Consider the following 22572-nt stretch of genomic DNA (forward strand, 5'->3'; position numbering starts at 1 on the left):
CGCTATGCAACCTTTACTGCAACTCGACGGCATTGAGAAATCCTTTCCGGGTGTGAAGGCCCTTAAGGGTGCGTCGCTGAATGTCCGGGCAGGACGCGTGATGGCGCTGGTGGGCGAGAACGGCGCAGGCAAGTCCACCATGATGAAAGTGCTGACCGGGATCTACCAGTATGATGCCGGTACGCTGCGCTGGCTCGGCAAAGAGACCCGTTTCAGTGGGCCGAAAGCGTCTCAGGAAGCGGGCATTGGCATCATCCATCAGGAACTGAACCTGATCCCTCAGTTAACCGTGGCGGAGAATATTTTTCTCGGTCGTGAATATGTCGGCCGTTTTGGCCGTATCCAGTGGCCGCGTATGTATGCCGAAGCGGATGCACTGCTTAAACGGCTTAATCTGCGCTTCAACAGCCACAAGCTGGTAGGGGATTTATCGATTGGCGATCAGCAGATGGTCGAAATCGCCAAAGTCCTGAGTTTTGAGTCGCAGGTCATCATCATGGATGAACCAACTGATGCGCTGACCGATACCGAAACGCTATCGCTGTTCCGGGTGATCAACGAACTGAAAGTGCAGGGCTGCGGCATCGTCTATATCTCGCATCGCATGAAAGAGATCTTTGAGATCTGCGATGACGTCACGGTATTCCGCGACGGCCAGTTTATTGCTGAGCGTCCGGTGAGTGAGCTGACCGAAGAGAGCCTGATCGAGATGATGGTCGGACGTAAGCTGGAAGATCAATATCCCCATATCGATCAGGCGCCAGGCGACGTGCGGCTGAAAGTGGAAAACGTCAGCGGACCGGGCGTGGAAAACGTCAGCTTCAGTCTGCGCAAAGGGGAAATCCTTGGCGTGTCTGGTCTGATGGGCGCGGGCCGTACCGAACTGATGAAAGTGCTGTACGGCGCATTGCCGCGTCGCGAAGGCAACCTGTGGCTCAATGGCCGGGAAGTGGTGACGCGCTCGCCGCAGGATGGACTGGCGAACGGCATCGTTTACATCTCCGAAGATCGTAAGCGCGATGGTCTGGTACTGGGCATGTCAGTGAAAGAGAACATGTCGCTGACGGCGTTGCGCTATTTCAGTCACGGCAGCGGCACACTGAAACACGCGGCAGAGCAGCTGGCGGTGGGCGATTTCATCCGGCTGTTCAATGTTAAAACGCCTTCCATGGAGCAGCCGATCGGCCTGCTTTCAGGTGGTAACCAGCAGAAAGTGGCGATTGCCCGTGGTCTGATGACCCGGCCCAACGTGCTGATTCTGGACGAACCGACACGCGGTGTGGATGTCGGTGCGAAGAAAGAGATCTATCAACTAATTAACCAGTTTAAAGCCGAAGGGCTGAGCATCATCCTAGTCTCCTCGGAAATGCCGGAGGTGCTGGGCATGAGCGATCGGATTCTGGTGATGCATGAAGGCCGTATCAGCGGCGAATTTACCCGAGAAGAAGCCACTCAGGAGAGCCTGATGGCAGCCGCCGTAGGCAAGCAACACAGCGAGGATTTAGTGGTATGACGACCCAAACTTTACCGGCCAGCCGTCGCTGGTTTAGCAAAAGCTGGTTACTGGAGCAGAAGTCGCTGATAGCGCTGATGGTGCTGATCGCCGTAGTGGCAAGCCAGAGCCCGAACTTCTTTACCGTGGCGAACCTGTTCAACATTCTGCAGCAGACCTCGGTTAACGCCATTATGGCGGTCGGGATGACGCTGGTGATCCTGACTTCCGGTATCGACCTCTCGGTGGGTTCGCTGCTGGCTCTGACCGGCGCGGTGGGTGCATCGCTGGTGGGCATGGAAGTCAATGCCCTGGTCGCGGTGGCGGCTTCGCTGGCGCTCGGAGCGGCAATCGGTGCCCTGACCGGCACCATTGTGGCGCGCGGCAAGGTTCAGGCCTTTATCGCCACGCTGGTCATGATGTTGCTGCTGCGCGGTGTCACCATGGTCTACACCGACGGCAGCCCGATTAACACCGGCTTCAGTGCCAATGCCGATCTGCTGGGCTGGTTCGGTATCGGTCGCCCGCTGGGTATTCCTGCGCCGGTCTGGCTGATGGCGCTGGTCTTTATCGCCGCCTGGTACATGCTGCAGCACACCCGCCTGGGTCGCTATATCTATGCGCTTGGCGGTAACGAAGCGGCAACGCGTCTCTCTGGCATCAATGTGAATCGCGTTAAAATCATCGTCTATTCACTGAGTGGCATGCTGGCAGCGCTGGCGGGCACCATTGAAGTGGCGCGTCTCTCTTCGGCGCAGCCAACAGCGGGTACCGGCTATGAGCTGGATGCGATTGCTGCGGTCGTGCTGGGCGGAACCAGCCTGGCTGGCGGTAAAGGCCGTATTTTCGGCACCCTGATTGGCGCACTGATCCTTGGCTTCCTGAACAACGGCCTGAACCTGATGGGCGTCTCTTCGTACTACCAGATGATCGTTAAAGCGGTAGTCATCCTGCTGGCGGTGCTGGTGGATAATAAAAGCAGTAAATAACTCTGACCTTACACAGGATAACAAGATGAAAAAGTTAACCGCACTGGCCATGATCCTCGGCGCAACGCTCAGTACCAGCGCTATGGCAAAAGATACCATCGCGCTGGTGGTTTCAACCCTGAACAACCCGTTCTTTGTCTCCCTGAAAGAGGGTGCACAGAAAGAAGCGGATAAGCTGGGCTACAACCTGGTGGTGCTGGATTCGCAGAACAACCCGGCGAAAGAGCTGGCAAACGTGCAGGATCTGACGGTTCGCGGCACCAAACTGCTGCTGATCAACCCGACTGACTCTGATGCCGTGGGCAACGCCGTGAAGATGGCTAACCAGGCGAACATTCCGGTTATTACGCTGGACCGCGTTGCTGCACAGGGCACGGTGGTCAGCCACGTCGCTTCTGACAACCGTTTCGGCGGTAAAATGGCCGGTGATTTCATCGCCAAAAAAGTCGGCGAAAATGCCAGAATTATTGAGCTGCAGGGCATTGCCGGTACCTCTGCTGCCCGTGAACGTGGCGAAGGCTTCAAACAGGCCGCTGATGCGCATAAATTCCAGATCCTCGCCAGCCAGCCTGCTGACTTTGACCGTACCAAAGGTCTGAACGTCATGCAGAACCTGCTGCAGGCGCATCCGGATGTTCAGGCGGTCTTCGCTCAGAACGACGAAATGGCACTGGGTGCACTGCGTGCGCTGCAGACCGCCGGTAAAACCGGTGTGATCGTGGTTGGTTTTGACGGCACTGCTGATGGCGTTAAAGCCGTAGAAGCTGGCAAACTGTCTGCGACCGTGGCACAGATGCCAGAAAAAATTGGCATGATTGGCGTGGATACCGCTGATAAAGTGCTGAAGGGTGAAAAAGTGCAGGCGATCAATCCGGTCGACCTGAAGCTGGTCACTCAATAACTCAAAGAAAAGCAGGGCACCGCGCCACCCTCCCGGTGGCGCACTTATTCCGGACTCCCCTAATGAGCAAAAACGCAAAACTGGCCGTTCTTGGCAGCATTAATGCTGACCACATCCTTAATCTGGCGCACTTCCCTCGTCCCGGTGAAACGGTGATCGGGCAGAATTATCAGATTGCGTTTGGCGGTAAAGGTGCGAATCAGGCGGTAGCCGCTGGTCGTGCTGGTGCTGATATCGCATTTATCGCCTGTGTAGGCGCTGACGACATTGGCGAACGTATTCGTCAGCAGCTCACACAGGACAATATTGATACCTCGCCGGTCGAGGTCGTCGGGGGTGAGTCGACGGGTGTGGCGATGATTTTCGTCAACGGTGACGGTGAGAACAACATCGGCATCTACTCCGGTGCAAACGCGGCGTTAACACCCGAATGTGTGACACGTCATCAGCAGGTTATCGCCGACGCCGATGCACTGTTAATGCAGCTGGAATCACCGCTGGAGAGCGTGCTGGCCGCCGCGACCCTCGCCCGACAGCATCAGACGCAGGTTATTCTCAATCCGGCACCCGCTACCCGTCTCTCCGATGAGCTGCTGGCGCTGATCGACATTATTACGCCGAATGAGACCGAAGCCGAGAGTCTGACCGGCATTGCGGTCCACAACGATGAAGATGCCGCCCGGGCTGCGGCAGTGCTGCATGCGAAAGGCATCGGCACGGTACTGATTACGCTGGGTCGCCGCGGTGTCTGGCTGAGCGAGCAGGGCGAAGGTCAGCGTATTGCGGGCTTCAGTGTTAAAGCTATCGATACCATCGCGGCGGGCGATACGTTTAACGGCGCCTTTATTACCGCGCGACTGGAGCAGAAGCCGATGTACGACGCGGTGCGATTTGCCCATGCCGCCGCCGCTATTGCCGTTACCCGCTCGGGTGCGCAGCCCTCCGTGCCGTGGCGCGCGGAGATCGATGAATTTTTGCAGCAGCAGGGCTAAGCACTTGAGCACCATGAAAGATGTCGCTCGCCTGGCGGGCGTCTCTACCTCCACTGTCTCGCACGTAATCAATAACAATCGCTTTGTCAGTGAAGGCGTGCGGGAAAAAGTTGAGCAGGCCATCCGCCACCTTAACTACGCCCCTTCTGCGCTGGCGCGCAGTCTGAAAATGAATCAGACGCACACCATCGGTATGCTGCTGACCACCAGTAGTAACCCCTTTTATGCCGAAGTCGTGCGGGGCGTGGAGGAGAGCTGCTATCAGCGTGGCTACAGCCTGATTCTTTGTAATACGGCGGGTGATGAGGAGCGGATGAACCGCAGCCTGGAAACGCTTATGCAGAAGCGCGTCGATGGTTTGCTGATCATGTGTACTGAAAGTCACCTGCCCTCGGCAGACATTCTGAACCGTTATCCTTCTATACCTGCGGTGATGATGGACTGGGCGCCCTTTGAAGGGCGGGGTGACATCATTCAGGATAACGCGCTGCTGGGCGGAGAACTGGCGACTCAGCACCTTATCGACAGCGGTTACACCCGCATCGCCTGTATCGCCGGTCCGCAGGATAAAACCCCGGCGCGTATGCGTCTGGAAGGTTATCGCAACGCCATGGCAAAGAGTGGCCTGGAAATTCTGCCCGGCTATGTGGTGAATGGTGACTTTGAATTTCAGGGGGGCTACAACGGGATGGTCGAGTTGCTGGCGCTGGAAACGCCGCCGGACGCTGTCTTTACCAGTAATGATGCTATGGCGGTCGGTGTTTATCACGCACTCTATCAGGCCGGGATGCAGGTTCCGCAGCAGATGGCGGTCATGGGATATGACGATATCGAACTGGCGCGTTATCTCACTCCGCCACTGAGTACCATCCATCAGCCGAAAGATGCGCTGGGTGAACTGGCGATAGACACCTTAATTCATCGTCTCAGCGATCCCGACGCCAGCCAGCAAACGCTGGTGCTGACGCCGGAACTGGTGGTGCGGGGGTCGGTTTAGCGCTTTTTCTTCTTGTCGCGATTACTGATCAGATTTCGTCCATCCCCGTTTTTCAGCAGCATAAAGGTCAGCGCCGAAAGTACGGTGACAATACCCATGGTCAGAAACGTGGCGTGGAACTGCGAAATGGTGCTGGTTTCAAACTCCTGATAGAAGCGCAGCACCGCCGCGCTGACGGCCACACCAAAACTGATCGCTAACTGCTGCGTCACGGCCAGCACGCTGTTACCCCCGCTGGCGTTATCATCATCCAGGTCAGCCAGCGTAATGGTGTTCATGGCGGTGAACTGTGTAGACATGGCCATGCCGAGCACAAACAGCGGAAGCAACAGAACAAAGATGCTTTCAGCGGGTGACTGCAGAGAGAAGCTGGCGATCAGGAGGCCAATAATGGCGGTAATGCCGACCAGCAGACGGCGATAGCCCAGCCAGCGCAGCAGTTGTGTCACCGTCGACTTCGCCAGTATCGAGCCAATGGCGGTTGGTGCCATCATGCAGCCTGCGATAATTGCGGAAAAGCCAAACCCGACCTGCAACATGAGCGGCATCAAAAAGGGCACACAGCCGGTGCCGAGACGAGAGGCAATGTTGCCGACGATGCCGACTGAGAAAGTCCGGGTTTTAAACATCGGCAGATTGATCAGCGGTGAAGGGTGATTCCGGGCATGCACTATATAGAGGAGTAAAAGCACGATCCCGCTGAGTAATATCCCACCCGCCAGCCAGGCGGAAACAATCCGCTCACCAAACAGCTCAATCCCAATCGAGATCATCACCAGTCCAGCCCCGAACAATATAAAGCCGAAAAAGTCGAAGCGGCGCTTGGGTGTGGTGAAGTCCGGCATATATTTGCGTGCGTAGATAATGCCGAGAATGCCAATCGGGATGTTAATCAGGAAGATCCAGTGCCAGGTGGCGTAGGTGACCAGCACGCCGCCCAGCATCGGCCCCAGTATCGGGCCAACCAGTCCTGGCATGGTGACAAAATTGAGCACCGGCAGCAGTTCACTGCGCGGGTAGGCGCGTAACAGTGCCAGTCGCGCGACGGGCATCATCATTGCGCCACCCACACCCTGAACGATGCGCGAGATGACCAATACCGAAAGCGTCGGTGACAATGCACAAGCCAGCGAACCGAGGGTGAACAGCGAAACCGCAACGATGAACACCTTGCGCGTACCAAAGCGATCGGCGAGCCAGCCGCTGACCGGAATCAGCATAGCGACAGTCAGGGTGTAACTGATGACGGCGGATTGCATGGCCAGGGGAGAACGATCAAGGCTGGTGGCGATAGCGGGCAGGGCAGTGTTGAGTATCGTGGCGTCGAGTGACTGCATGAAAAAGGCCATAGCAGCTATCCATGGCAAACCAGCCATGCTGCGCGCGGATTTTATCATTGAGTGTCCTTCCTGGGGTTATCCTGCGAGAAGAAGCAAAATAATAGCACCCGTAATCGGCAACGGCAGGTCTCTTTACAACGTTTAGTTGCCACTTTTGTGCGTTATTCGGCCATGAAACGTCTCTTTTTAAGCCGTTCGTTTAAAAAAGATGCGCTCAGCAAATTAATTCGAAGAAACACTTGTCAGCCTGAGGAAACTCCCTATAATGCGCCTCCATCGACACGGAACACCGGCAACGGGGAAACGGGTTGAGAGGCACAGGAGACTGCGCCGCCGGAGAAAAACTTCTGAAATAGAGGTTGACTCTGCAGGAGGAAAGCGTAATATACGCCACCTCGCGACAGGACGCTAACGCACTGTTCGCACTGCTCTTTAACAATTTATCAGACAATCTGTGTGGGCACTCGCAGGATTGATATCAGCGTCTCCGGACGTAAAAAAATATCAAGCCTCACGAGTGAACACATAATGAAATTCATTATGACGTTTTACAGATGAGCACCGCTTAACTTGTTTAAGCAAATCAAACTTAAATTGAAGAGTTTGATCATGGCTCAGATTGAACGCTGGCGGCAGGCCTAACACATGCAAGTCGGACGGTAGCACAGAGAGCTTGCTCTTGGGTGACGAGTGGCGGACGGGTGAGTAATGTCTGGGGATCTGCCCGATAGAGGGGGATAACCACTGGAAACGGTGGCTAATACCGCATAACGTCGCAAGACCAAAGAGGGGGACCTTCGGGCCTCTCACTATCGGATGAACCCAGATGGGATTAGCTAGTAGGCGGGGTAATGGCCCACCTAGGCGACGATCCCTAGCTGGTCTGAGAGGATGACCAGCCACACTGGAACTGAGACACGGTCCAGACTCCTACGGGAGGCAGCAGTGGGGAATATTGCACAATGGGCGCAAGCCTGATGCAGCCATGCCGCGTGTATGAAGAAGGCCTTCGGGTTGTAAAGTACTTTCAGCGGGGAGGAAGGCGACGGGGTTAATAACCGCGTCGATTGACGTTACCCGCAGAAGAAGCACCGGCTAACTCCGTGCCAGCAGCCGCGGTAATACGGAGGGTGCAAGCGTTAATCGGAATTACTGGGCGTAAAGCGCACGCAGGCGGTCTGTTAAGTCAGATGTGAAATCCCCGGGCTTAACCTGGGAACTGCATTTGAAACTGGCAGGCTTGAGTCTTGTAGAGGGGGGTAGAATTCCAGGTGTAGCGGTGAAATGCGTAGAGATCTGGAGGAATACCGGTGGCGAAGGCGGCCCCCTGGACAAAGACTGACGCTCAGGTGCGAAAGCGTGGGGAGCAAACAGGATTAGATACCCTGGTAGTCCACGCCGTAAACGATGTCGACTTGGAGGTTGTTCCCTTGAGGAGTGGCTTCCGGAGCTAACGCGTTAAGTCGACCGCCTGGGGAGTACGGCCGCAAGGTTAAAACTCAAATGAATTGACGGGGGCCCGCACAAGCGGTGGAGCATGTGGTTTAATTCGATGCAACGCGAAGAACCTTACCTACTCTTGACATCCACGGAATTCGGCAGAGATGCCTTAGTGCCTTCGGGAACCGTGAGACAGGTGCTGCATGGCTGTCGTCAGCTCGTGTTGTGAAATGTTGGGTTAAGTCCCGCAACGAGCGCAACCCTTATCCTTTGTTGCCAGCGAGTCATGTCGGGAACTCAAAGGAGACTGCCGGTGATAAACCGGAGGAAGGTGGGGATGACGTCAAGTCATCATGGCCCTTACGAGTAGGGCTACACACGTGCTACAATGGCGCATACAAAGAGAAGCGACCTCGCGAGAGCAAGCGGACCTCACAAAGTGCGTCGTAGTCCGGATCGGAGTCTGCAACTCGACTCCGTGAAGTCGGAATCGCTAGTAATCGTGGATCAGAATGCCACGGTGAATACGTTCCCGGGCCTTGTACACACCGCCCGTCACACCATGGGAGTGGGTTGCAAAAGAAGTAGGTAGCTTAACCTTCGGGAGGGCGCTTACCACTTTGTGATTCATGACTGGGGTGAAGTCGTAACAAGGTAACCGTAGGGGAACCTGCGGTTGGATCACCTCCTTACCTGAAGATACCTTCCCGCGCAGTGTCCACACAGATTGTCTGATAAAAAGTAATGAGCAGGACGGCTGCGAAGTCGTGACACAATTGTGTCCCCTTCGTCTAGCGGTTAGGACTCCGCCCTTTCACGGCGGCAACAGGGGTTCGAATCCCCTAGGGGACGCCACCTGCTTGGTGACAGGTGAAAGGTGTCTCCATACAGTATCTCAAAACCGATTTGGTTGCGTAAGCAGCCGGGCCGCGTTTGAGATATTTGCTCTTTAACAATCCGGAACAAGCTGAAAATTGAAACGACATGTCGTTTTCATTCTCCGTAATAAGAATGAAAAACGCGATATGTTCGAGTCTCTCAAATGCTTGCAACACGCAGCGTTGTAAAACGCCTGTGGGTTGTGAGGTTAAGCGACTAAGCGTACACGGTGGATGCCCAGGCAGTCAGAGGCGATGAAGGACGTGCTAATCTGCGTAAAGCGACGGTAAGGTGATATGAACCGCTACAGCCGTCGATGTCCGAATGGGGAAACCCGGTGCACTCTGTGCATCATTGCAGCATGAATACATAGTGCTGCAAGGCGAACCGGGGGAACTGAAACATCTAAGTACCCCGAGGAAAAGAAATCAACCGAGATTCCCCCAGTAGCGGCGAGCGAACGGGGAGCAGCCCAGAGCCTGAATCAGCTTGTGTGTTAGTGGAAGCGTCTGGAAAGTCGCAGGGTACAGGGTGATACTCCCGTACACAAAAACACACATGCTGTGAGCTCGATGAGTAAGGCGGGACACGTGGTATCCTGTCTGAATATGGGGGGACCATCCTCCAAGGCTAAATACTCCTGACTGACCGATAGTGAACCAGTACCGTGAGGGAAAGGCGAAAAGAACCCCGGCGAGGGGAGTGAAACAGAACCTGAAACCGTGTACGTACAAGCAGTGGGAGCCTTGATTTATCAGGGTGACTGCGTACCTTTTGTATAATGGGTCAGCGACTTATATTCTGTAGCAAGGTTAACCGTATAGGGGAGCCGCAGGGAAACCGAGTCTTAACTGGGCGTTAAGTTGCAGGGTATAGACCCGAAACCCGGTGATCTAGCCATGGGCAGGTTGAAGGTTGGGTAACACTAACTGGAGGACCGAACCGACTAATGTTGAAAAATTAGCGGATGACCTGTGGCTGGGGGTGAAAGGCCAATCAAACCGGGAGATAGCTGGTTCTCCCCGAAAGCTATTTAGGTAGCGCCTCGTGAACTCATCTTCGGGGGTAGAGCACTGTTTCGGCTAGGGGGCCATCCCGGCTTACCAACCCGATGCAAACTGCGAATACCGAAGAATGTTATCACGGGAGACACACGGCGGGTGCTAACGTCCGTCGTGAAGAGGGAAACAACCCAGACCGCCAGCTAAGGTCCCAAAGTCATGGTTAAGTGGGAAACGATGTGGGAAGGCACAGACAGCCAGGATGTTGGCTTAGAAGCAGCCATCATTTAAAGAAAGCGTAATAGCTCACTGGTCGAGTCGGCCTGCGCGGAAGATGTAACGGGGCTAAACCATGCACCGAAGCTGCGGCAGCGACGCTTAGGCGTTGTTGGGTAGGGGAGCGTTCTGTAAGCCGTCGAAGGTGGCCTGTGAGGGCTGCTGGAGGTATCAGAAGTGCGAATGCTGACATAAGTAACGATAAAGCGGGTGAAAAGCCCGCTCGCCGGAAGACCAAGGGTTCCTGTTCAACGTTAATCGGAGCAGGGTGAGTCGACCCCTAAGGCGAGGCCGAAAGGCGTAGTCGATGGGAAACAGGTTAATATTCCTGTACTCGGTGTTACTGCGAAGGGGGGACGGAGAAGGCTATATCAGCCGGGCGACGGTTGTCCCGGTTTAAGCGTGTAGGCGGAGAGTTTAGGTAAATCCGGACTCTTGTTAACGCTGAGGCGTGACGACGAGGCACTACGGTGCTGAAGTGATAAATGCCCAGCTTCCAGGAAAAGCCTCTAAGCATCAGGTAACACAGAATCGTACCCCAAACCGACACAGGTGGTCAGGTAGAGAATACCAAGGCGCTTGAGAGAACTCGGGTGAAGGAACTAGGCAAAATGGTGCCGTAACTTCGGGAGAAGGCACGCTGGCGCGTAGGTGGAGGGACTTGCTCCCCGAGCTGAAGCCAGTCGAAGATACCAGCTGGCTGCAACTGTTTATTAAAAACACAGCACTGTGCAAACACGAAAGTGGACGTATACGGTGTGACGCCTGCCCGGTGCCGGAAGGTTAATTGATGGGGTTATCCGCAAGGAGAAGCTCTTGATCGAAGCCCCGGTAAACGGCGGCCGTAACTATAACGGTCCTAAGGTAGCGAAATTCCTTGTCGGGTAAGTTCCGACCTGCACGAATGGCGTAATGATGGCCAGGCTGTCTCCACCCGAGACTCAGTGAAATTGAACTCGCTGTGAAGATGCAGTGTACCCGCGGCAAGACGGAAAGACCCCGTGAACCTTTACTACAGCTTGACACTGAACATTGAGCCTTGATGTGTAGGATAGGTGGGAGGCTTTGAAGCGCGGACGCCAGTTCGCGTGGAGCCAACCTTGAAATACCACCCTTTAATGTTTGATGTTCTAACGTAGGCCCGTAATCCGGGCTGCGGACAGTGTCTGGTGGGTAGTTTGACTGGGGCGGTCTCCTCCTAAAGAGTAACGGAGGAGCACGAAGGTCAGCTAATCACGGTCGGACATCGTGAGGTTAGTGCAATGGCATAAGCTGGCTTGACTGCGAGAGTGACGGCTCGAGCAGGTGCGAAAGCAGGTCATAGTGATCCGGTGGTTCTGAATGGAAGGGCCATCGCTCAACGGATAAAAGGTACTCCGGGGATAACAGGCTGATACCGCCCAAGAGTTCATATCGACGGCGGTGTTTGGCACCTCGATGTCGGCTCATCACATCCTGGGGCTGAAGTAGGTCCCAAGGGTACGGCTGTTCGCCGTTTAAAGTGGTACGCGAGCTGGGTTTAGAACGTCGTGAGACAGTTCGGTCCCTATCTGCCGTGGGCGCTGGAGAATTGAGGGGGGTTGCTCCTAGTACGAGAGGACCGGAGTGAACGCACCACTGGTGTTCGGGTTGTCATGCCAATGGCATTGCCCGGTAGCTAAGTGCGGAAAAGATAAGTGCTGAAAGCATCTAAGCACGAAACTTGCCCCGAGATGAGTTCTCCCTGACTCCTTTGAGAGTCCTGAAGGGACGTTGAAGACTACGACGTTGATAGGCCGGGTGTGTAAGCGCAGCGATGCGTTGAGCTAACCGGTACTAATGACCCGTGAGGCTTAACCTTACAACGCCAGAGGCGTTTTTGAGAGACACGATTTTCAGCTTGTTACCGGATACAGTTGTGTCCTGCGGACCAAGGTCCGAAGGATTTTGCGCTTAGGCAAGGCGGCAACCGACCGATATGAAGGAGCATACTGAAGTATGTGACTGAGTAGCGCGAGGGAAGCCAACGCAGCATAAGCACAAAAGACACAGGACAGAGCACAAAGAATTTGCCTGGCGGCTTTAGCGCGGTGGTCCCACCTGACCCCATGCCGAACTCAGAAGTGAAACGCCGTAGCGCCGATGGTAGTGTGGGGTCTCCCCATGCGAGAGTAGGGAACTGCCAGGCATTAATTAAGTGAAGAAGCCCCACACAGCAGTGCGGGGCTTTTTTACGTCTGCAGATCGTGAAAAAACACGCCTAATGACCCGCTTCAGCACTTTTTCAGCCAGTCAGCAATGAAATCAGCAACGCTATCCGGACGATTTATATCCAGAACCGGCATATTCAGCGCTAATTTCTGGTCGCTGGCGACGGCGATCACCTGCTCATCAAGCAATTCTTCGATCCCACCCTTGATTCCAGCACGGCATAGAACAATTTTAGGCACCGGTTCCTCTTTAAAGCCCTCGACCAGTACTATCTCCAGCGTAGCGTGATCCATGCGGCTGAGCAGATAAGGCAGATCAATCGACTGCTTTTCCGGCGTCTCGCACATCAATGCCCATCGCTCTGAACTGGCTACCATCACCTGACTGGCTCCCGCTTTTCTGAGCAGATAACTGTCTTTGCCTGGCGTATCCACATCCATCTGATGATGTGTGTGCTTAATCAGCCCGGTGCGAATCCCCTTACTACTGAGCATCGGTATCACCTGCTGTAACAGCGTCGTTTTTCCAGTTCCACTCCAGCCAACAATCGCGAGTAAGGGTACTGGCATATCAACTCCTCTCATTCAGATCGTCTGGCGTATTGATATTTCGGAAAGCGGATTCATCATCTTCCAGCTGCACAGCATGGCCGCCATGATCGCGCAGGAAGTGCATCAGGCGTCGCTCACCAGCCTGTAGATAGTCATGAAGAGGCGCAGCCATATCCCGATGAATCAGGGCCAGCGTTGGGTGATCGCGCAACTGTGAGCGTACCCAGACGGCCGGTGCCTCTCCACGTTGTTCAACCAGTTTTTCCACGAAATTAAGCGGTACGGCAGGCGTATCACAGGAGCAAAAAGCAGCCCATTCGCCATCGATGGCGAGAAGCGTACTGTAGATGCCAGCCAGCGGCCCCGGATAATCATCGAAAACATCCTGCACAACCCGACACCCGCTTAACTGATAGCGATCAATATTGCGATTAGCATTAATCATGACAATGTCGACTTGTGGCCTGAGCCGTTCAAGGACATGCTGATAAAGCGGCCTGCCATCCAGTTGCACTAATCCTTTGTCCTGACCACCCATACGGCGGCCCTGACCACCGGCCAGAATGATGCCGGTTAATATTGTCATGGCTGTGCCCTCGCTGATGACGCACTGTGAATAGGGGATACCTGAATGAAATGCCATCGTTTAAACGAGTTGATCGCGTTGCTGCAACCCGCCTGGCAAAAAGAACCTGACCTTAATCTGGTCACATTTTTGCAGAAACTGGCTCAGGAATCTGGTTTCCGTGGCCCGTTAAGTGAATTAACCGACGATGTATTAATTTACCATCTCAAAATGCGTGACTCAGCCAGCGATGATGAGATCCCTGGCCTGAAAAAAGACTATGAAGTTGATTTCAAAACAGCCCTGCTCCGCGCACGGGGGGTCATTAAACAGGACGAGTAGTGTTATCCTTGGCAGCTAAATGCAAGGGCAACTACAGGTAACATGATGAGCGACGCTGCTTTTAACTTCCAGACATTGAATCCCGACGTATTGCTTGATGCGCTCTGGGATACAGGAATTCGCGTCGAATCGGGACTGACAGCCCTGAACAGCTATGAGAACCGGGTTTATCAATTCAGCGATGATGAAAAACGTCGCTATGTCGCGAAGTTTTATCGCCCACAGCGCTGGCGTGCCGAACAGATTGCTGAGGAGCATCAGTATGCACTCGATCTGCTGGCTGACGAGGTGCCCATCGCGGCACCATTGCGACTAAAAGGCGAGACACTGCACAGCCACGCTGGCTTCTTCTTTGCCGTATTTCCCAGCCTGGGCGGACGGCAATATGAGACAGACAATGAAGATCAGATGGAGTGGGTTGGTCGCTTCCTGGGCCGCATTCATCAGACCGGGCGTAAAGCGCTGTTTAGTCAGCGTCCGACGATGGGTCTGGATGAATACCTCCATGAGCCGCGGCAGGTACTGGAGCAATCTCTATTAGTGCCTGCATCACTTAAGGCTGCACTGCTACAGGCGATCGATAAGCTGGGTAACACGCTGCAGCAACAGTGGCACACCACGTGGCAACCGCTACGATTACATGGCGACTGCCATCCGGGTAATATCCTGTGGCGTGATGGACCGCTGTTTGTCGATCTGGATGATGCCCGTAATGGCCCGGCGGTACAGGACCTGTGGATGCTGATCAGCGGCGACAAACAGGAGCAGCGTATTCAGTGGGATATCCTGCTGGAGGCTTACAGTGAATTCAGTGATTTTGATATTAATGAATTGTCACTGATTGAGCCTTTACGCGCTATGCGCATGGTTTATTATCTGGCCTGGGTTGTCCGACGCTGGCAGGATCCCGCTTTTCCGCGCGCTTTCCCCTGGATGACAGATGAAGATTTCTGGCGCAGGCAAATTTCACTCTTTACCGAGCAGGAGAAGCTGTTGCAGGAACCTCCTCTGCAGCTGACACCGCAATATTAATGACGTAGTCAGGAGAATTTTTCACGATGAAAAAGATTTGGTTTGCACTGATGGGTTTAGTGCTGGCATTCAGCGCGTCTGCTGCCCAGTTCACTGAAGGTAAACAATATGTGAGTCTGCCGAAACCCGTGGCCGGCGAACCTCAGGTGATGGAGTTCTTCTCTTTCTTCTGCCCGCACTGCTATCAGTTTGAACGTATTTATCACGTCAATGATGCGGTGAAGAAGAATCTGCCTGCTGACACCAAACTGGTGAAATACCACGTCGATTTCCTCGGGGGTGACCTGGGACCGGTTGTCACTCAGGCCTGGGCTGTTGCAATGGCGCTGGGTGTTGAAGATAAGGTGACAGTACCGATCTTTGATGGCATCCAGAAAACACAGACCATTACCGATCCTGCCAGTCTGAAAGAGACCTTTGTCAAAGCGGCCGGTATCTCCGCTGCTGACTACGATGCAGCCTGGAACAGCTTTGCCGTAAAAGCGCTGGTTGCACAACAGCAGAAAGCGGCGGCGGATGTTGATCTGCGCGGTGTGCCAGCAATGTTCGTCAATGGCAAATATATGGTGAACAACGGCGGCCTTGATACCAGCTCTATGGACAATTTCGTTGCTGATTACGCGAACGTGGTCAAATTCCTCGTAAGCCAGAAGTAATCTGCTTTACCATCCCATTTAACGCCAGCTCTGCTGGCGTTTTTTTATGCCATTGAACAGAGTCATAAATTTTGTCCATCTCCAGGGCATAAATTTAATATCCACACAAGGGATCGCGTAATTAAAATTGCCGATCGGGTCACGGAAATTAAATAACCCGATGAAATATATATGTTTTATTGAGGGTCAAAACATTTAAGATCCTGAAAAACAGCGCGTTATAATTTTTACGCACAAAGTTATCCACAGAATGATCGTTGCGATCTCCCCTCCAGAACCGCCAAAAACGCGACATATCCTACGCCTTAGTTCACCATTTCCGCCAGCTTGTGGCATCCTTATAGACCAACCCATAGCAACGAAGACAACACAGACTTATGGCGCAAATAGCAGAAAATCCCCTCATTCTGGTTGATGGCTCATCCTATCTTTATCGCGCGTATCACGCGTTTCCGCCGCTGACCAATAGTGCAGGTGAACCCACTGGTGCCATGTACGGCGTGCTCAACATGCTGAAAAGCCTGCTGGCGCAATACAATCCGAGTCACGTTGCTGTGGTGTTCGATGCCAAAGGCAAAACCTTCAGGGATGAGCTGTTCGAGCATTACAAATCTCACCGTCCGCCGATGCCTGATGATCTGCGAGCGCAAATCGAGCCGCTGCATGAGATGGTGCGGGCGATGGGTCTGCCGTTGCTGGCTGTAAGCGGCGTTGAAGCCGATGACGTCATCGGTACGCTGGCGCTGGAAGCGGAGAAAAAGGGTCTTTCAGTACTGATTAGCACCGGCGACAAAGATATGGCGCAGCTGGTCACTCCCGCTATCACGCTGATTAACACCATGAGCAATACGATTCTGGGGCCGGAAGAGGTTGAGCAGAAGTACGGTGTGCCGCCCGCCTTGATCATCGATTTTCTGGCCATGATGGGCGACAGCTCAGATAACATCCCAGGCGTGCCGGGTGTGGGTGAGAAAACCGCACAGGCTCTGCTGCAGGGCCTGGGCAGCATGCAGACGATCTATGACAATCTGGACAAGGTGGCCGATCTCGGCTTTCGTGGTGCCAAAACCATGGCGACCAAACTTGAGCAGAATCGTGATGTGGCATTTCTCTCTTACCAGCTGGCGACCATCAAGACAGACGTTGAGCTGGCGCTGCCCTGTGAAGAGCTCACCGTCACTGAACCCAATGTCGAGGCGCTGCAGACCCTCTTCAGTCGTTATGAGTTCAAACGCTGGCTGAGTGACCTGCAGGACGGTAAATGGCTGCAGGGCAAAAAGAGTCCTGCTCAGGCACAAGCAGCGCTCTCCGATGAGCCAGTCGCTGTGGTTGAAACCAGCAGCGTGTTACCGACCGAGGGTTATGTCACGATCCTGGATCAGGAAATCTTTGATAGCTGGCTGGAGAAGCTGAAAAACAGCGACGTGTTTGCCTTTGATCTGGAGACCGACGCGCTGGATACCCTGAGCGCTAATATCGTGGGCATCAGCTTCGCGGTAGCGCCCGGTGAAGCTGCCTACTTGCCGGTTGCCCATGACTATCTTGATGCACCTGATCAACTGGATCGTGCCGCCGTTCTGGCACAGCTCAAGCCCCTGCTGGAAGATGAGAGCGCCTGGAAAGTGGGGCAGAATCTCAAATACGATCGTGGCGTGCTGAAGAACTACGACATTGAACTGGCCGGTATCAAATTCGACACCATGCTTGAGTCCTATATTCTCAACAGCGTAGTGGGTAAACATGACATGGATAGCCTGGCTGCTCGCTGGCTTAACCATAAAACGGTCACCTTCCAGGAGATCGCCGGAAAAGGCAAAAATCAGCTGACGTTCAATCAAATCGCGTTAGAGCAGGCATCCCATTATGCTGCTGAGGATGCCGATGTGACCCTGCAGTTGCATCTTAAGATGTGGCCAGAGCTGGAGAAAGAAGCGGGCCCGAAAAAAGTCTTCGAGCAGATTGAAATGCCGTTACTGACGGTGATTTCACGGATTGAGCGTAATGGCGTGTTGATTGATCAATCCATTCTGGCGCAACACTCGAAAGAGCTGACTGCCCGACTGGCTGAGCTTGAATTAAAAGCGCATGAGCTGGCAGGGGAACCCTTTAACCTTTCATCCACTAAGCAGCTTCAGGTGATCCTGTTTGAGAAACAGGGTATCAAACCCACGAAGAAAACGCCGGGCGGTGCGCCGTCAACCAGCGAAGAGGTGTTAGCTGAGCTGGCACTCGACTATCCGCTGCCCAAAGTGATTCTGGAGCATCGCGGTTTATCCAAACTCAAGTCGACCTATACGGATAAATTGCCGCTGATGATTAACCCGATAACCGGGCGCGTGCATACCTCTTATCATCAGGCTGTTACCGCAACCGGACGCTTATCTTCTGCCGATCCGAATCTGCAAAACATCCCGGTGCGTAATGATGAAGGACGCCGAATCCGTCAGGCCTTTGTGGCGGCCAAAGGCCATCGCATTGTGGCGGCGGACTATTCACAAATCGAACTGCGTATTATGGCCCACCTCTCTCAGGACAAAGGATTGCTGGACGCGTTTGCCCAGGGCGAGGATATTCACCGCGCCACGGCCTCCGAAGTGTTTGGTGTGGCGCTGGATAAAGTCAGCGGCGAACAGCGTCGCAGCGCCAAAGCGATCAACTTTGGTCTGATTTATGGCATGAGCGCATTTGGTCTGTCGCGTCAGCTGAATATCGGTGCGGGCGAAGCGAAAAAGTATATGGACCTCTACTTTGAACGCTATCCAGGCGTACTGCGCTATATGGAGAACACCCGCCAGCTGGCTGCAAGTAAGGGCTATGTCGAAACGCTGGAAGGCCGTCGGCTCTGGCTGCCAGATATCAAATCCAGCAACGCCATTCGTCGCAAAGCCGCAGAACGTGCCGCGATCAATGCGCCAATGCAGGGAACGGCAGCGGATATTATCAAGCGGGCGATGATTGCCGTAGATGCGTGGCTGGAACAGCAAAAAGATAATGACGTCCGCATGATCATGCAGGTTCACGATGAACTGGTATTCGAAGTGAAAGAGGAGGCGGTTGAAAAGGCCAGCCAGAAAATCCGTGCGCTGATGGAAGGCAGCGTGCAGCTCGACGTTCCTTTACTGGTCGAAGTCGGGACAGGTAACAACTGGGATGAAGCCCACTGATTCATAGCCGGAGGTCGGTTCCGCAGGGCGGAATCGGCCAGTCATCAGGTATAAGAAAATCGTTTAGTTAACCGGTTTAGCGTGTTGAAAACTGGCACTGAGAGAACGGGTTTTTCTAACTGCTTATCGTCTAAACACTTTTTTCGTCATTAAACTACATCACAACGCTATTTTTGTGACGTGCATGGTAGAAAAAGTCCTGTTTGATGTAAGTAAGCAACAAAAAAGCCTTTGTCAGGCACAGAAAATCAGGTAAAGTTCGTCGCGTAGGGTACAGAGGTAAGATGTTCTATCTTTCAGACCTTTTACTTCACGTAATCGGATTTGGCTGAATTTAGCCGCCCCAGTCATTCTGTGACTGGGGCGTTTTTTATTGGGCTTTTTGCACCGCCAGTTTCAGCGGCACAGGGCAGACACTTACTCTTCCGCGTCCTGATCCTCAACCGCCGGCTCAAGCGTATTAAACCAGCTGTCCAGCTTCTGACGAACCTTATCGACGCCGATTTTCTTCAGCGATGAGAAGAGCTCTACCTGCACATCACCGACAAATTCGAGTGCGGCTTCACGCACGATATTGAGCTGCGCTTTACGGGCCCCTGAGGCCAGTTTGTCTGCTTTAGTCAGAAGCAACAGTACCGGAATGCCGCTTTCTACCGACCACTGAATCATCTGACGGTCGAGATCTTTCAGCGGATGACGGATATCCATCAGGATCACCAGACCTTTCAGCGCCTGACGTTTTTGCAGGTACTCACCTAACGCACGCTGCCACTTCAGCTTCATCTCTTCCGGCACTTCGGCGTAACCGTAACCCGGCAGGTCGACCAGACGTTTACCTTCTTTCACCTCAAACAGGTTAATCAGCTGCGTACGTCCCGGTGTTTTACTGGTACGCGCCAGACCCTTCTGATTGGTTAACGTATTCAGCGCACTCGATTTTCCCGCGTTCGAGCGGCCAGCGAAAGCCACTTCAATTCCGGTATCGGCAGGCAGATGGCGGATATCCGGCGCGCTCATAACAAAGTGGGTAACGTGATAATTCAATTCAGACAAGGTGACACTCCAGAAAACGCATTAAGGCAATACGGGCGATTATACGCGTTATGACGCTAAAGTGCTCAACCGCGTCTCATCCGCCAGGTTTGTAAGAGATTTGCCATTAAAGCTGCGGGTTATTTCGCTTTTTACTTTAATTACTAAAAATAAAAATTTATATAATTCAGTTAATTATCATAAATCGTTCTTTTTTTGAACGAACTATTTGCGGCGCTGACTTGAGGCTTTTACCAGTTGGTCTACATTAGTGTGCAGTGCACGGCAGCACCCATCAGGATGATGCGCTCAGGGATACCAGGAGGGTAAAGAGCGGTGGAATGGAACGAGGTCAGGGATTGCGGACCAGACAGGGATAAGGAAAAGCTCAGGAGTTGAGCAGGCGCGGGATTGACCGGGATGTTACGAGCCGAAAAGGATTTAAAACATGATTCCTTCCTATGAAGGTATGAAATAAGGCGACAGCTTGAGCTGTCGCCTTTTTTCTTTGTCTACTTTCTGCTAGATTTCGCCGCAATTCTATACTGAATAAAAAAAGCCGGGACCGAATACTATGAAGCAACCTGCACGAGCTGCTCACGGCAAACCTGCCGTCAAAGCCAAACGCAAATCGCGTGACGATATCAACCATGAAGCACGCGATCGTAAACGTGATAAAAAGCATCGCGGACATGCATCTGGCAGCCGTGCTAATCCGGCGGCGTCCGAAAGTAATGGCGGAAGTCAGGCGAACAGCGTGAAAGATCCGCGCATCGGGAGTAAAAAACCGGTGGCCCTGATTGCTGAGGGAAAAACCGCAGCCGTTAAGCCAAAGAAAAGCGTCGAAAAACCGGCCGCTGAGAAGAAAGTGCGTCTGACGCCAGAAGAAGAGCTGGCGAAGCTGGAAAATGATGAGCGTCTGGATGCGCTGCTGGATCGGCTGGAAAATGGCGAAACACTGTCAGCTGAAGATCAGGGCTGGCTGGATGCCTCGCTGGACCGTATCGATGAACTGATGGAGCAGTTAGGCATCGTGATGGATGATGCCGAAGATGAGCAGGCTGAAGAAGATATGTACCGTCTGCTGAAAGGCAACTAAGCAAATTTGATCGGCATGTGGTTTCCGCATGCCGCGCTTATCAGGTAAACGACAATGTTTTGGCCTGGATCAATTTTCGCGCTGCTGGCGACATGTTATCTACTGTGGTTATTGTTTAAACTACGACGCCTGTCGCGGCTGAAGCAACGTTTACGTCGGGTCTCATCCCGCTCACCTTTCATCTCCTCTTCTTCGCGACCTTCTCTCAGACGCCGTCACCGGAAGGAGTGAGCATGCCATCGCAGCAGATTGAGTGGGATCAGGCGTTAATTGAAAAGTACAATTACGCTGGCCCGCGTTACACCTCTTATCCCACCGCGCTGGAGTTCAGCGAGCAGTTCGCGGAAACTGATTTCCAGCGTGCCGTGGCGCGTTTTCCCGATCGTCCGCTGTCGCTCTATGTTCATATTCCCTTCTGCCATCGTCTCTGCTACTTCTGCGGCTGTAATAAGATTGTGACGCGTCAGCGCCACAAAGCGGACCGCTATCTGGATGTGCTTGAGCAGGAGATTATTCAGCGCGCGCCGCTGTTTCGTGAGCGTCAGGTCACGCAGCTTCACTGGGGCGGTGGTACGCCAACCTTTCTCGATAATGCGCAGATTTCGCGGCTGGTGGGTTTGCTGAAGCAGCACTTCAGCGTGGCCAACGATGCCGAAATGTCGATCGAAGTTGATCCCCGGGAAATTGAGCTGGATGTGATTGATCACCTGCGATCGCTGGGATTCAATCGTCTGAGCATGGGCGTGCAGGATTTCAATAAATCGGTGCAGGAACGGGTTAACCGGGTGCAGGATGAAGAGGTGATTTTCGGCCTGATGGCGCGCGCCCGTGAACAGGGCTTCAGCTCAACCAGCATCGACCTGATCTATGGTTTGCCCCTGCAGACGCCAGCCAGCTTCGCCTGGACGCTGGAGCGGGTCCTGGCGCTGAGCCCGGATCGCCTTAGCGTCTTTAACTATGCGCATCTGCCCGCGATGTTCGCAGCACAGCGTAAAATCAAAGAGAATGAACTGCCCTCTGCTCAGCAAAAGCTGGATATTCTGCAGCAGACCATCGCGACCCTGACTCAGCAGGGCTACCAGTTTATCGGCATGGATCACTTTGCAAAGCCGCAGGATGAGCTGGCTATCGCGCAGCGTGAAGGACAGTTGCATCGTAATTTCCAGGGATACACGACGCAGGGCGGCACCGATTTACTGGGCCTTGGCGTCTCGGCCATCAGTATGATTGGCGACAGTTATGCGCAGAACCAGAAAGACCTGAATACCTGGTACGCGTGTGTGGAACGGCAGGGAAATGGCCTGTGGCGCGGTATCGCCTTAACCGACGATGATTGCCTGCGGCGTGATGTGATCAAAACGCTGATTTGTAACTTCTCGCTGGATTTTGCCGCGACAGAGGCGCAATGGGGAATTCGCTTCAGTGACTATTTTGCCGAAGACCTGGCGCTGCTGAAACCGTTAATCGCCGACGGGCTGGTGGTCCGGACGTCGGGTGGGCTGGAGGTGACAGGAGTTGGCCGGTTACTGATCCGTAATATCTGTATGTGCTTTGATCGCTATCTGCGTCAGAAAGCGCGTCAGCAGCAGTTCTCCCGCGTTATCTGAAGAAACGGGCTGGCAGATGACGCCAGC

16 protein-coding genes, 1 tRNA gene and 3 rRNA genes are annotated in these 22572 nt (G+C 53.7%); 16 read left to right on the plus strand and 4 right to left on the minus strand.

Features of this window, described 5'->3' with window-relative positions; genetic code table 11:
- Nucleotides 1-4: 4 nt before the first annotated feature.
- From rbsA to rbsR, 5 genes are all read left to right on the plus strand, one after another.
- The gene (rbsA, locus tag PU624_RS04190; protein WP_283546702.1) at nt 5-1513 is read left to right on the plus strand and encodes a ribose ABC transporter ATP-binding protein RbsA; all 1509 of its coding nucleotides are present in this window, start codon (nt 5-7) and stop codon (nt 1511-1513) included.
- A complete protein-coding gene (gene rbsC / locus PU624_RS04195; protein WP_013359547.1) occupies nt 1510-2481 on the plus strand; it encodes a ribose ABC transporter permease in 972 nt (323 codons plus the stop codon). Before rbsA ends, rbsC begins: the two co-directional genes overlap by 4 nt.
- Before the next feature lie 25 nt (nt 2482-2506).
- Nucleotides 2507-3382 (plus strand): ribose ABC transporter substrate-binding protein RbsB, encoded by an 876-nt coding sequence (gene rbsB, locus PU624_RS04200; protein WP_283546703.1) that lies wholly within the window; start codon nt 2507-2509, stop codon nt 3380-3382.
- Between the two features lie 62 nt (nt 3383-3444).
- Nucleotides 3445-4374 carry a ribokinase gene (gene rbsK, locus PU624_RS04205; RefSeq protein ID WP_283546704.1) on the plus strand — a complete coding sequence of 310 codons (930 nt, stop codon included), beginning with the start codon at nt 3445-3447 and terminating at the stop codon, nt 4372-4374.
- Between the two features lie 13 nt (nt 4375-4387).
- A complete protein-coding gene (rbsR, locus tag PU624_RS04210; protein WP_283546705.1) occupies nt 4388-5371 on the plus strand; it encodes a ribose operon transcriptional repressor RbsR in 984 nt (327 codons plus the stop codon).
- Here the strand turns inward: rbsR and mdtD are convergent.
- On the minus strand, nt 5368-6768 hold the full coding sequence (mdtD, locus tag PU624_RS04215; protein WP_283546706.1) for a multidrug transporter subunit MdtD: 1401 nt from the start codon (nt 6766-6768) through the stop codon (nt 5368-5370). The genes rbsR and mdtD overlap by 4 nt on opposite strands.
- Before the next feature lie 534 nt (nt 6769-7302).
- On the opposite strand from mdtD, the gene PU624_RS04220 reads away from it, so the two are divergent.
- The 4 genes from PU624_RS04220 to rrf all read left to right on the plus strand — a co-directional run bounded on the left by PU624_RS04220 (nt 7303) and on the right by rrf (nt 12474).
- Nucleotides 7303-8843 (plus strand): 16S ribosomal RNA (locus PU624_RS04220).
- An 88-nt stretch (nt 8844-8931) separates the two neighbouring features.
- Nucleotides 8932-9006: transfer RNA gene (locus PU624_RS04225), tRNA-Glu, on the plus strand.
- A gap of 230 nt (nt 9007-9236) precedes the next feature.
- Nucleotides 9237-12147: ribosomal RNA gene (locus tag PU624_RS04230) — 23S ribosomal RNA — on the plus strand.
- Between the two features lie 211 nt (nt 12148-12358).
- Nucleotides 12359-12474, plus strand: a 5S ribosomal RNA gene (rrf, locus tag PU624_RS04235).
- The 16S, 23S and 5S rRNA genes sit together here with 1 tRNA gene alongside, the layout of an rRNA operon.
- Before the next feature lie 85 nt (nt 12475-12559).
- Here rrf and mobB read toward each other — a convergent pair.
- On the minus strand, nt 12560-13066 hold the full coding sequence (gene mobB / locus PU624_RS04240) for a molybdopterin-guanine dinucleotide biosynthesis protein MobB (RefSeq protein ID WP_283546707.1): 507 nt from the start codon (nt 13064-13066) through the stop codon (nt 12560-12562).
- A 1-nt stretch (nt 13067) separates the two neighbouring features.
- Nucleotides 13068-13634, minus strand: coding sequence for a molybdenum cofactor guanylyltransferase MobA (gene mobA, locus PU624_RS04245; RefSeq protein WP_283546708.1), 567 nt, complete (start codon nt 13632-13634; stop codon nt 13068-13070).
- Nucleotides 13635-13679: 45 nt separating this feature from the next.
- Between mobA and PU624_RS04250 the strand changes: the two genes are divergently transcribed.
- The 5 genes from PU624_RS04250 (at nt 13680) to spfP (ending at nt 19139) form a co-directional block, all read left to right on the plus strand.
- Nucleotides 13680-13955, plus strand: coding sequence for a YihD family protein (locus tag PU624_RS04250; protein ID WP_003850728.1), 276 nt, complete (start codon nt 13680-13682; stop codon nt 13953-13955).
- A 45-nt stretch (nt 13956-14000) separates the two neighbouring features.
- Complete coding sequence (locus PU624_RS04255; RefSeq protein WP_283547936.1) at nt 14001-14987, plus strand: serine/threonine protein kinase; 987 nt, start codon at nt 14001-14003, stop codon at nt 14985-14987.
- Nucleotides 14988-15013: 26 nt separating this feature from the next.
- Entirely contained in the window at nt 15014-15643 is a 630-nt protein-coding gene (gene dsbA / locus PU624_RS04260; protein WP_003850731.1) for a thiol:disulfide interchange protein DsbA, read from the plus strand.
- A gap of 377 nt (nt 15644-16020) precedes the next feature.
- Nucleotides 16021-18807 carry a DNA polymerase I gene (gene polA, locus PU624_RS04265; protein ID WP_283546709.1) on the plus strand — a complete coding sequence of 929 codons (2787 nt, stop codon included), beginning with the start codon at nt 16021-16023 and terminating at the stop codon, nt 18805-18807.
- Nucleotides 18808-19091: 284 nt separating this feature from the next.
- Nucleotides 19092-19139: a small protein SpfP gene (spfP, locus tag PU624_RS22280; protein WP_071892919.1), complete on the plus strand. Its 48-nt coding sequence runs from the start codon at nt 19092-19094 to the stop codon at nt 19137-19139.
- 85 nt (nt 19140-19224) lie between these two features.
- On the opposite strand, the gene yihA is transcribed toward spfP, so the two are convergent.
- Nucleotides 19225-19860, minus strand: a complete 636-nt coding sequence (gene yihA, locus PU624_RS04270; RefSeq protein WP_283546710.1) for a ribosome biogenesis GTP-binding protein YihA/YsxC — start codon at nt 19858-19860, stop codon at nt 19225-19227.
- A gap of 553 nt (nt 19861-20413) precedes the next feature.
- Between yihA and yihI the strand changes: the two genes are divergently transcribed.
- Together yihI and hemN are read left to right on the plus strand one after the other, a co-directional pair.
- Nucleotides 20414-20938 (plus strand): Der GTPase-activating protein YihI, encoded by a 525-nt coding sequence (gene yihI, locus PU624_RS04275; protein ID WP_283546711.1) that lies wholly within the window; start codon nt 20414-20416, stop codon nt 20936-20938.
- Nucleotides 20939-21171: 233 nt separating this feature from the next.
- Nucleotides 21172-22545 (plus strand): oxygen-independent coproporphyrinogen III oxidase, encoded by a 1374-nt coding sequence (gene hemN, locus PU624_RS04280; RefSeq protein ID WP_283546712.1) that lies wholly within the window; start codon nt 21172-21174, stop codon nt 22543-22545.
- The last annotated feature ends 27 nt before the right edge of the window (nt 22546-22572 follow it).

It is taken from the genome of Pantoea sp. Lij88 (assembly GCF_030062155.1).
GTDB lineage: Bacteria > Pseudomonadota > Gammaproteobacteria > Enterobacterales > Enterobacteriaceae > Pantoea.

Excerpts from the sequence above, each read along its gene's own strand:
- rbsA (WP_283546702.1), top strand. The coding sequence starts at position 5 with ATGCAACCTTTACTGCAACTCGACGGCATTGAGAAATCCTTTCCGGGT.
- rbsC (WP_013359547.1), top strand. The coding sequence starts at position 1,510 with ATGACGACCCAAACTTTACCGGCCAGCCGTCGCTGGTTTAGCAAAAGC.
- rbsB (WP_283546703.1), top strand. The coding sequence starts at position 2,507 with ATGAAAAAGTTAACCGCACTGGCCATGATCCTCGGCGCAACGCTCAGT.
- rbsK (WP_283546704.1), top strand. The coding sequence starts at position 3,445 with ATGAGCAAAAACGCAAAACTGGCCGTTCTTGGCAGCATTAATGCTGAC.
- rbsR (WP_283546705.1), top strand. The coding sequence starts at position 4,388 with ATGAAAGATGTCGCTCGCCTGGCGGGCGTCTCTACCTCCACTGTCTCG.
- mdtD (WP_283546706.1), bottom strand. The coding sequence starts at position 6,768 with ATGATAAAATCCGCGCGCAGCATGGCTGGTTTGCCATGGATAGCTGCT.
- mobB (WP_283546707.1), bottom strand. The coding sequence starts at position 13,066 with ATGCCAGTACCCTTACTCGCGATTGTTGGCTGGAGTGGAACTGGAAAA.
- mobA (WP_283546708.1), bottom strand. The coding sequence starts at position 13,634 with ATGACAATATTAACCGGCATCATTCTGGCCGGTGGTCAGGGCCGCCGT.
- PU624_RS04250 (WP_003850728.1), top strand. The coding sequence starts at position 13,680 with ATGAAATGCCATCGTTTAAACGAGTTGATCGCGTTGCTGCAACCCGCC.
- PU624_RS04255 (WP_283547936.1), top strand. The coding sequence starts at position 14,001 with ATGAGCGACGCTGCTTTTAACTTCCAGACATTGAATCCCGACGTATTG.
- dsbA (WP_003850731.1), top strand. The coding sequence starts at position 15,014 with ATGAAAAAGATTTGGTTTGCACTGATGGGTTTAGTGCTGGCATTCAGC.
- polA (WP_283546709.1), top strand. The coding sequence starts at position 16,021 with ATGGCGCAAATAGCAGAAAATCCCCTCATTCTGGTTGATGGCTCATCC.
- yihI (WP_283546711.1), top strand. The coding sequence starts at position 20,414 with ATGAAGCAACCTGCACGAGCTGCTCACGGCAAACCTGCCGTCAAAGCC.
- hemN (WP_283546712.1), top strand. The coding sequence starts at position 21,172 with ATGCCATCGCAGCAGATTGAGTGGGATCAGGCGTTAATTGAAAAGTAC.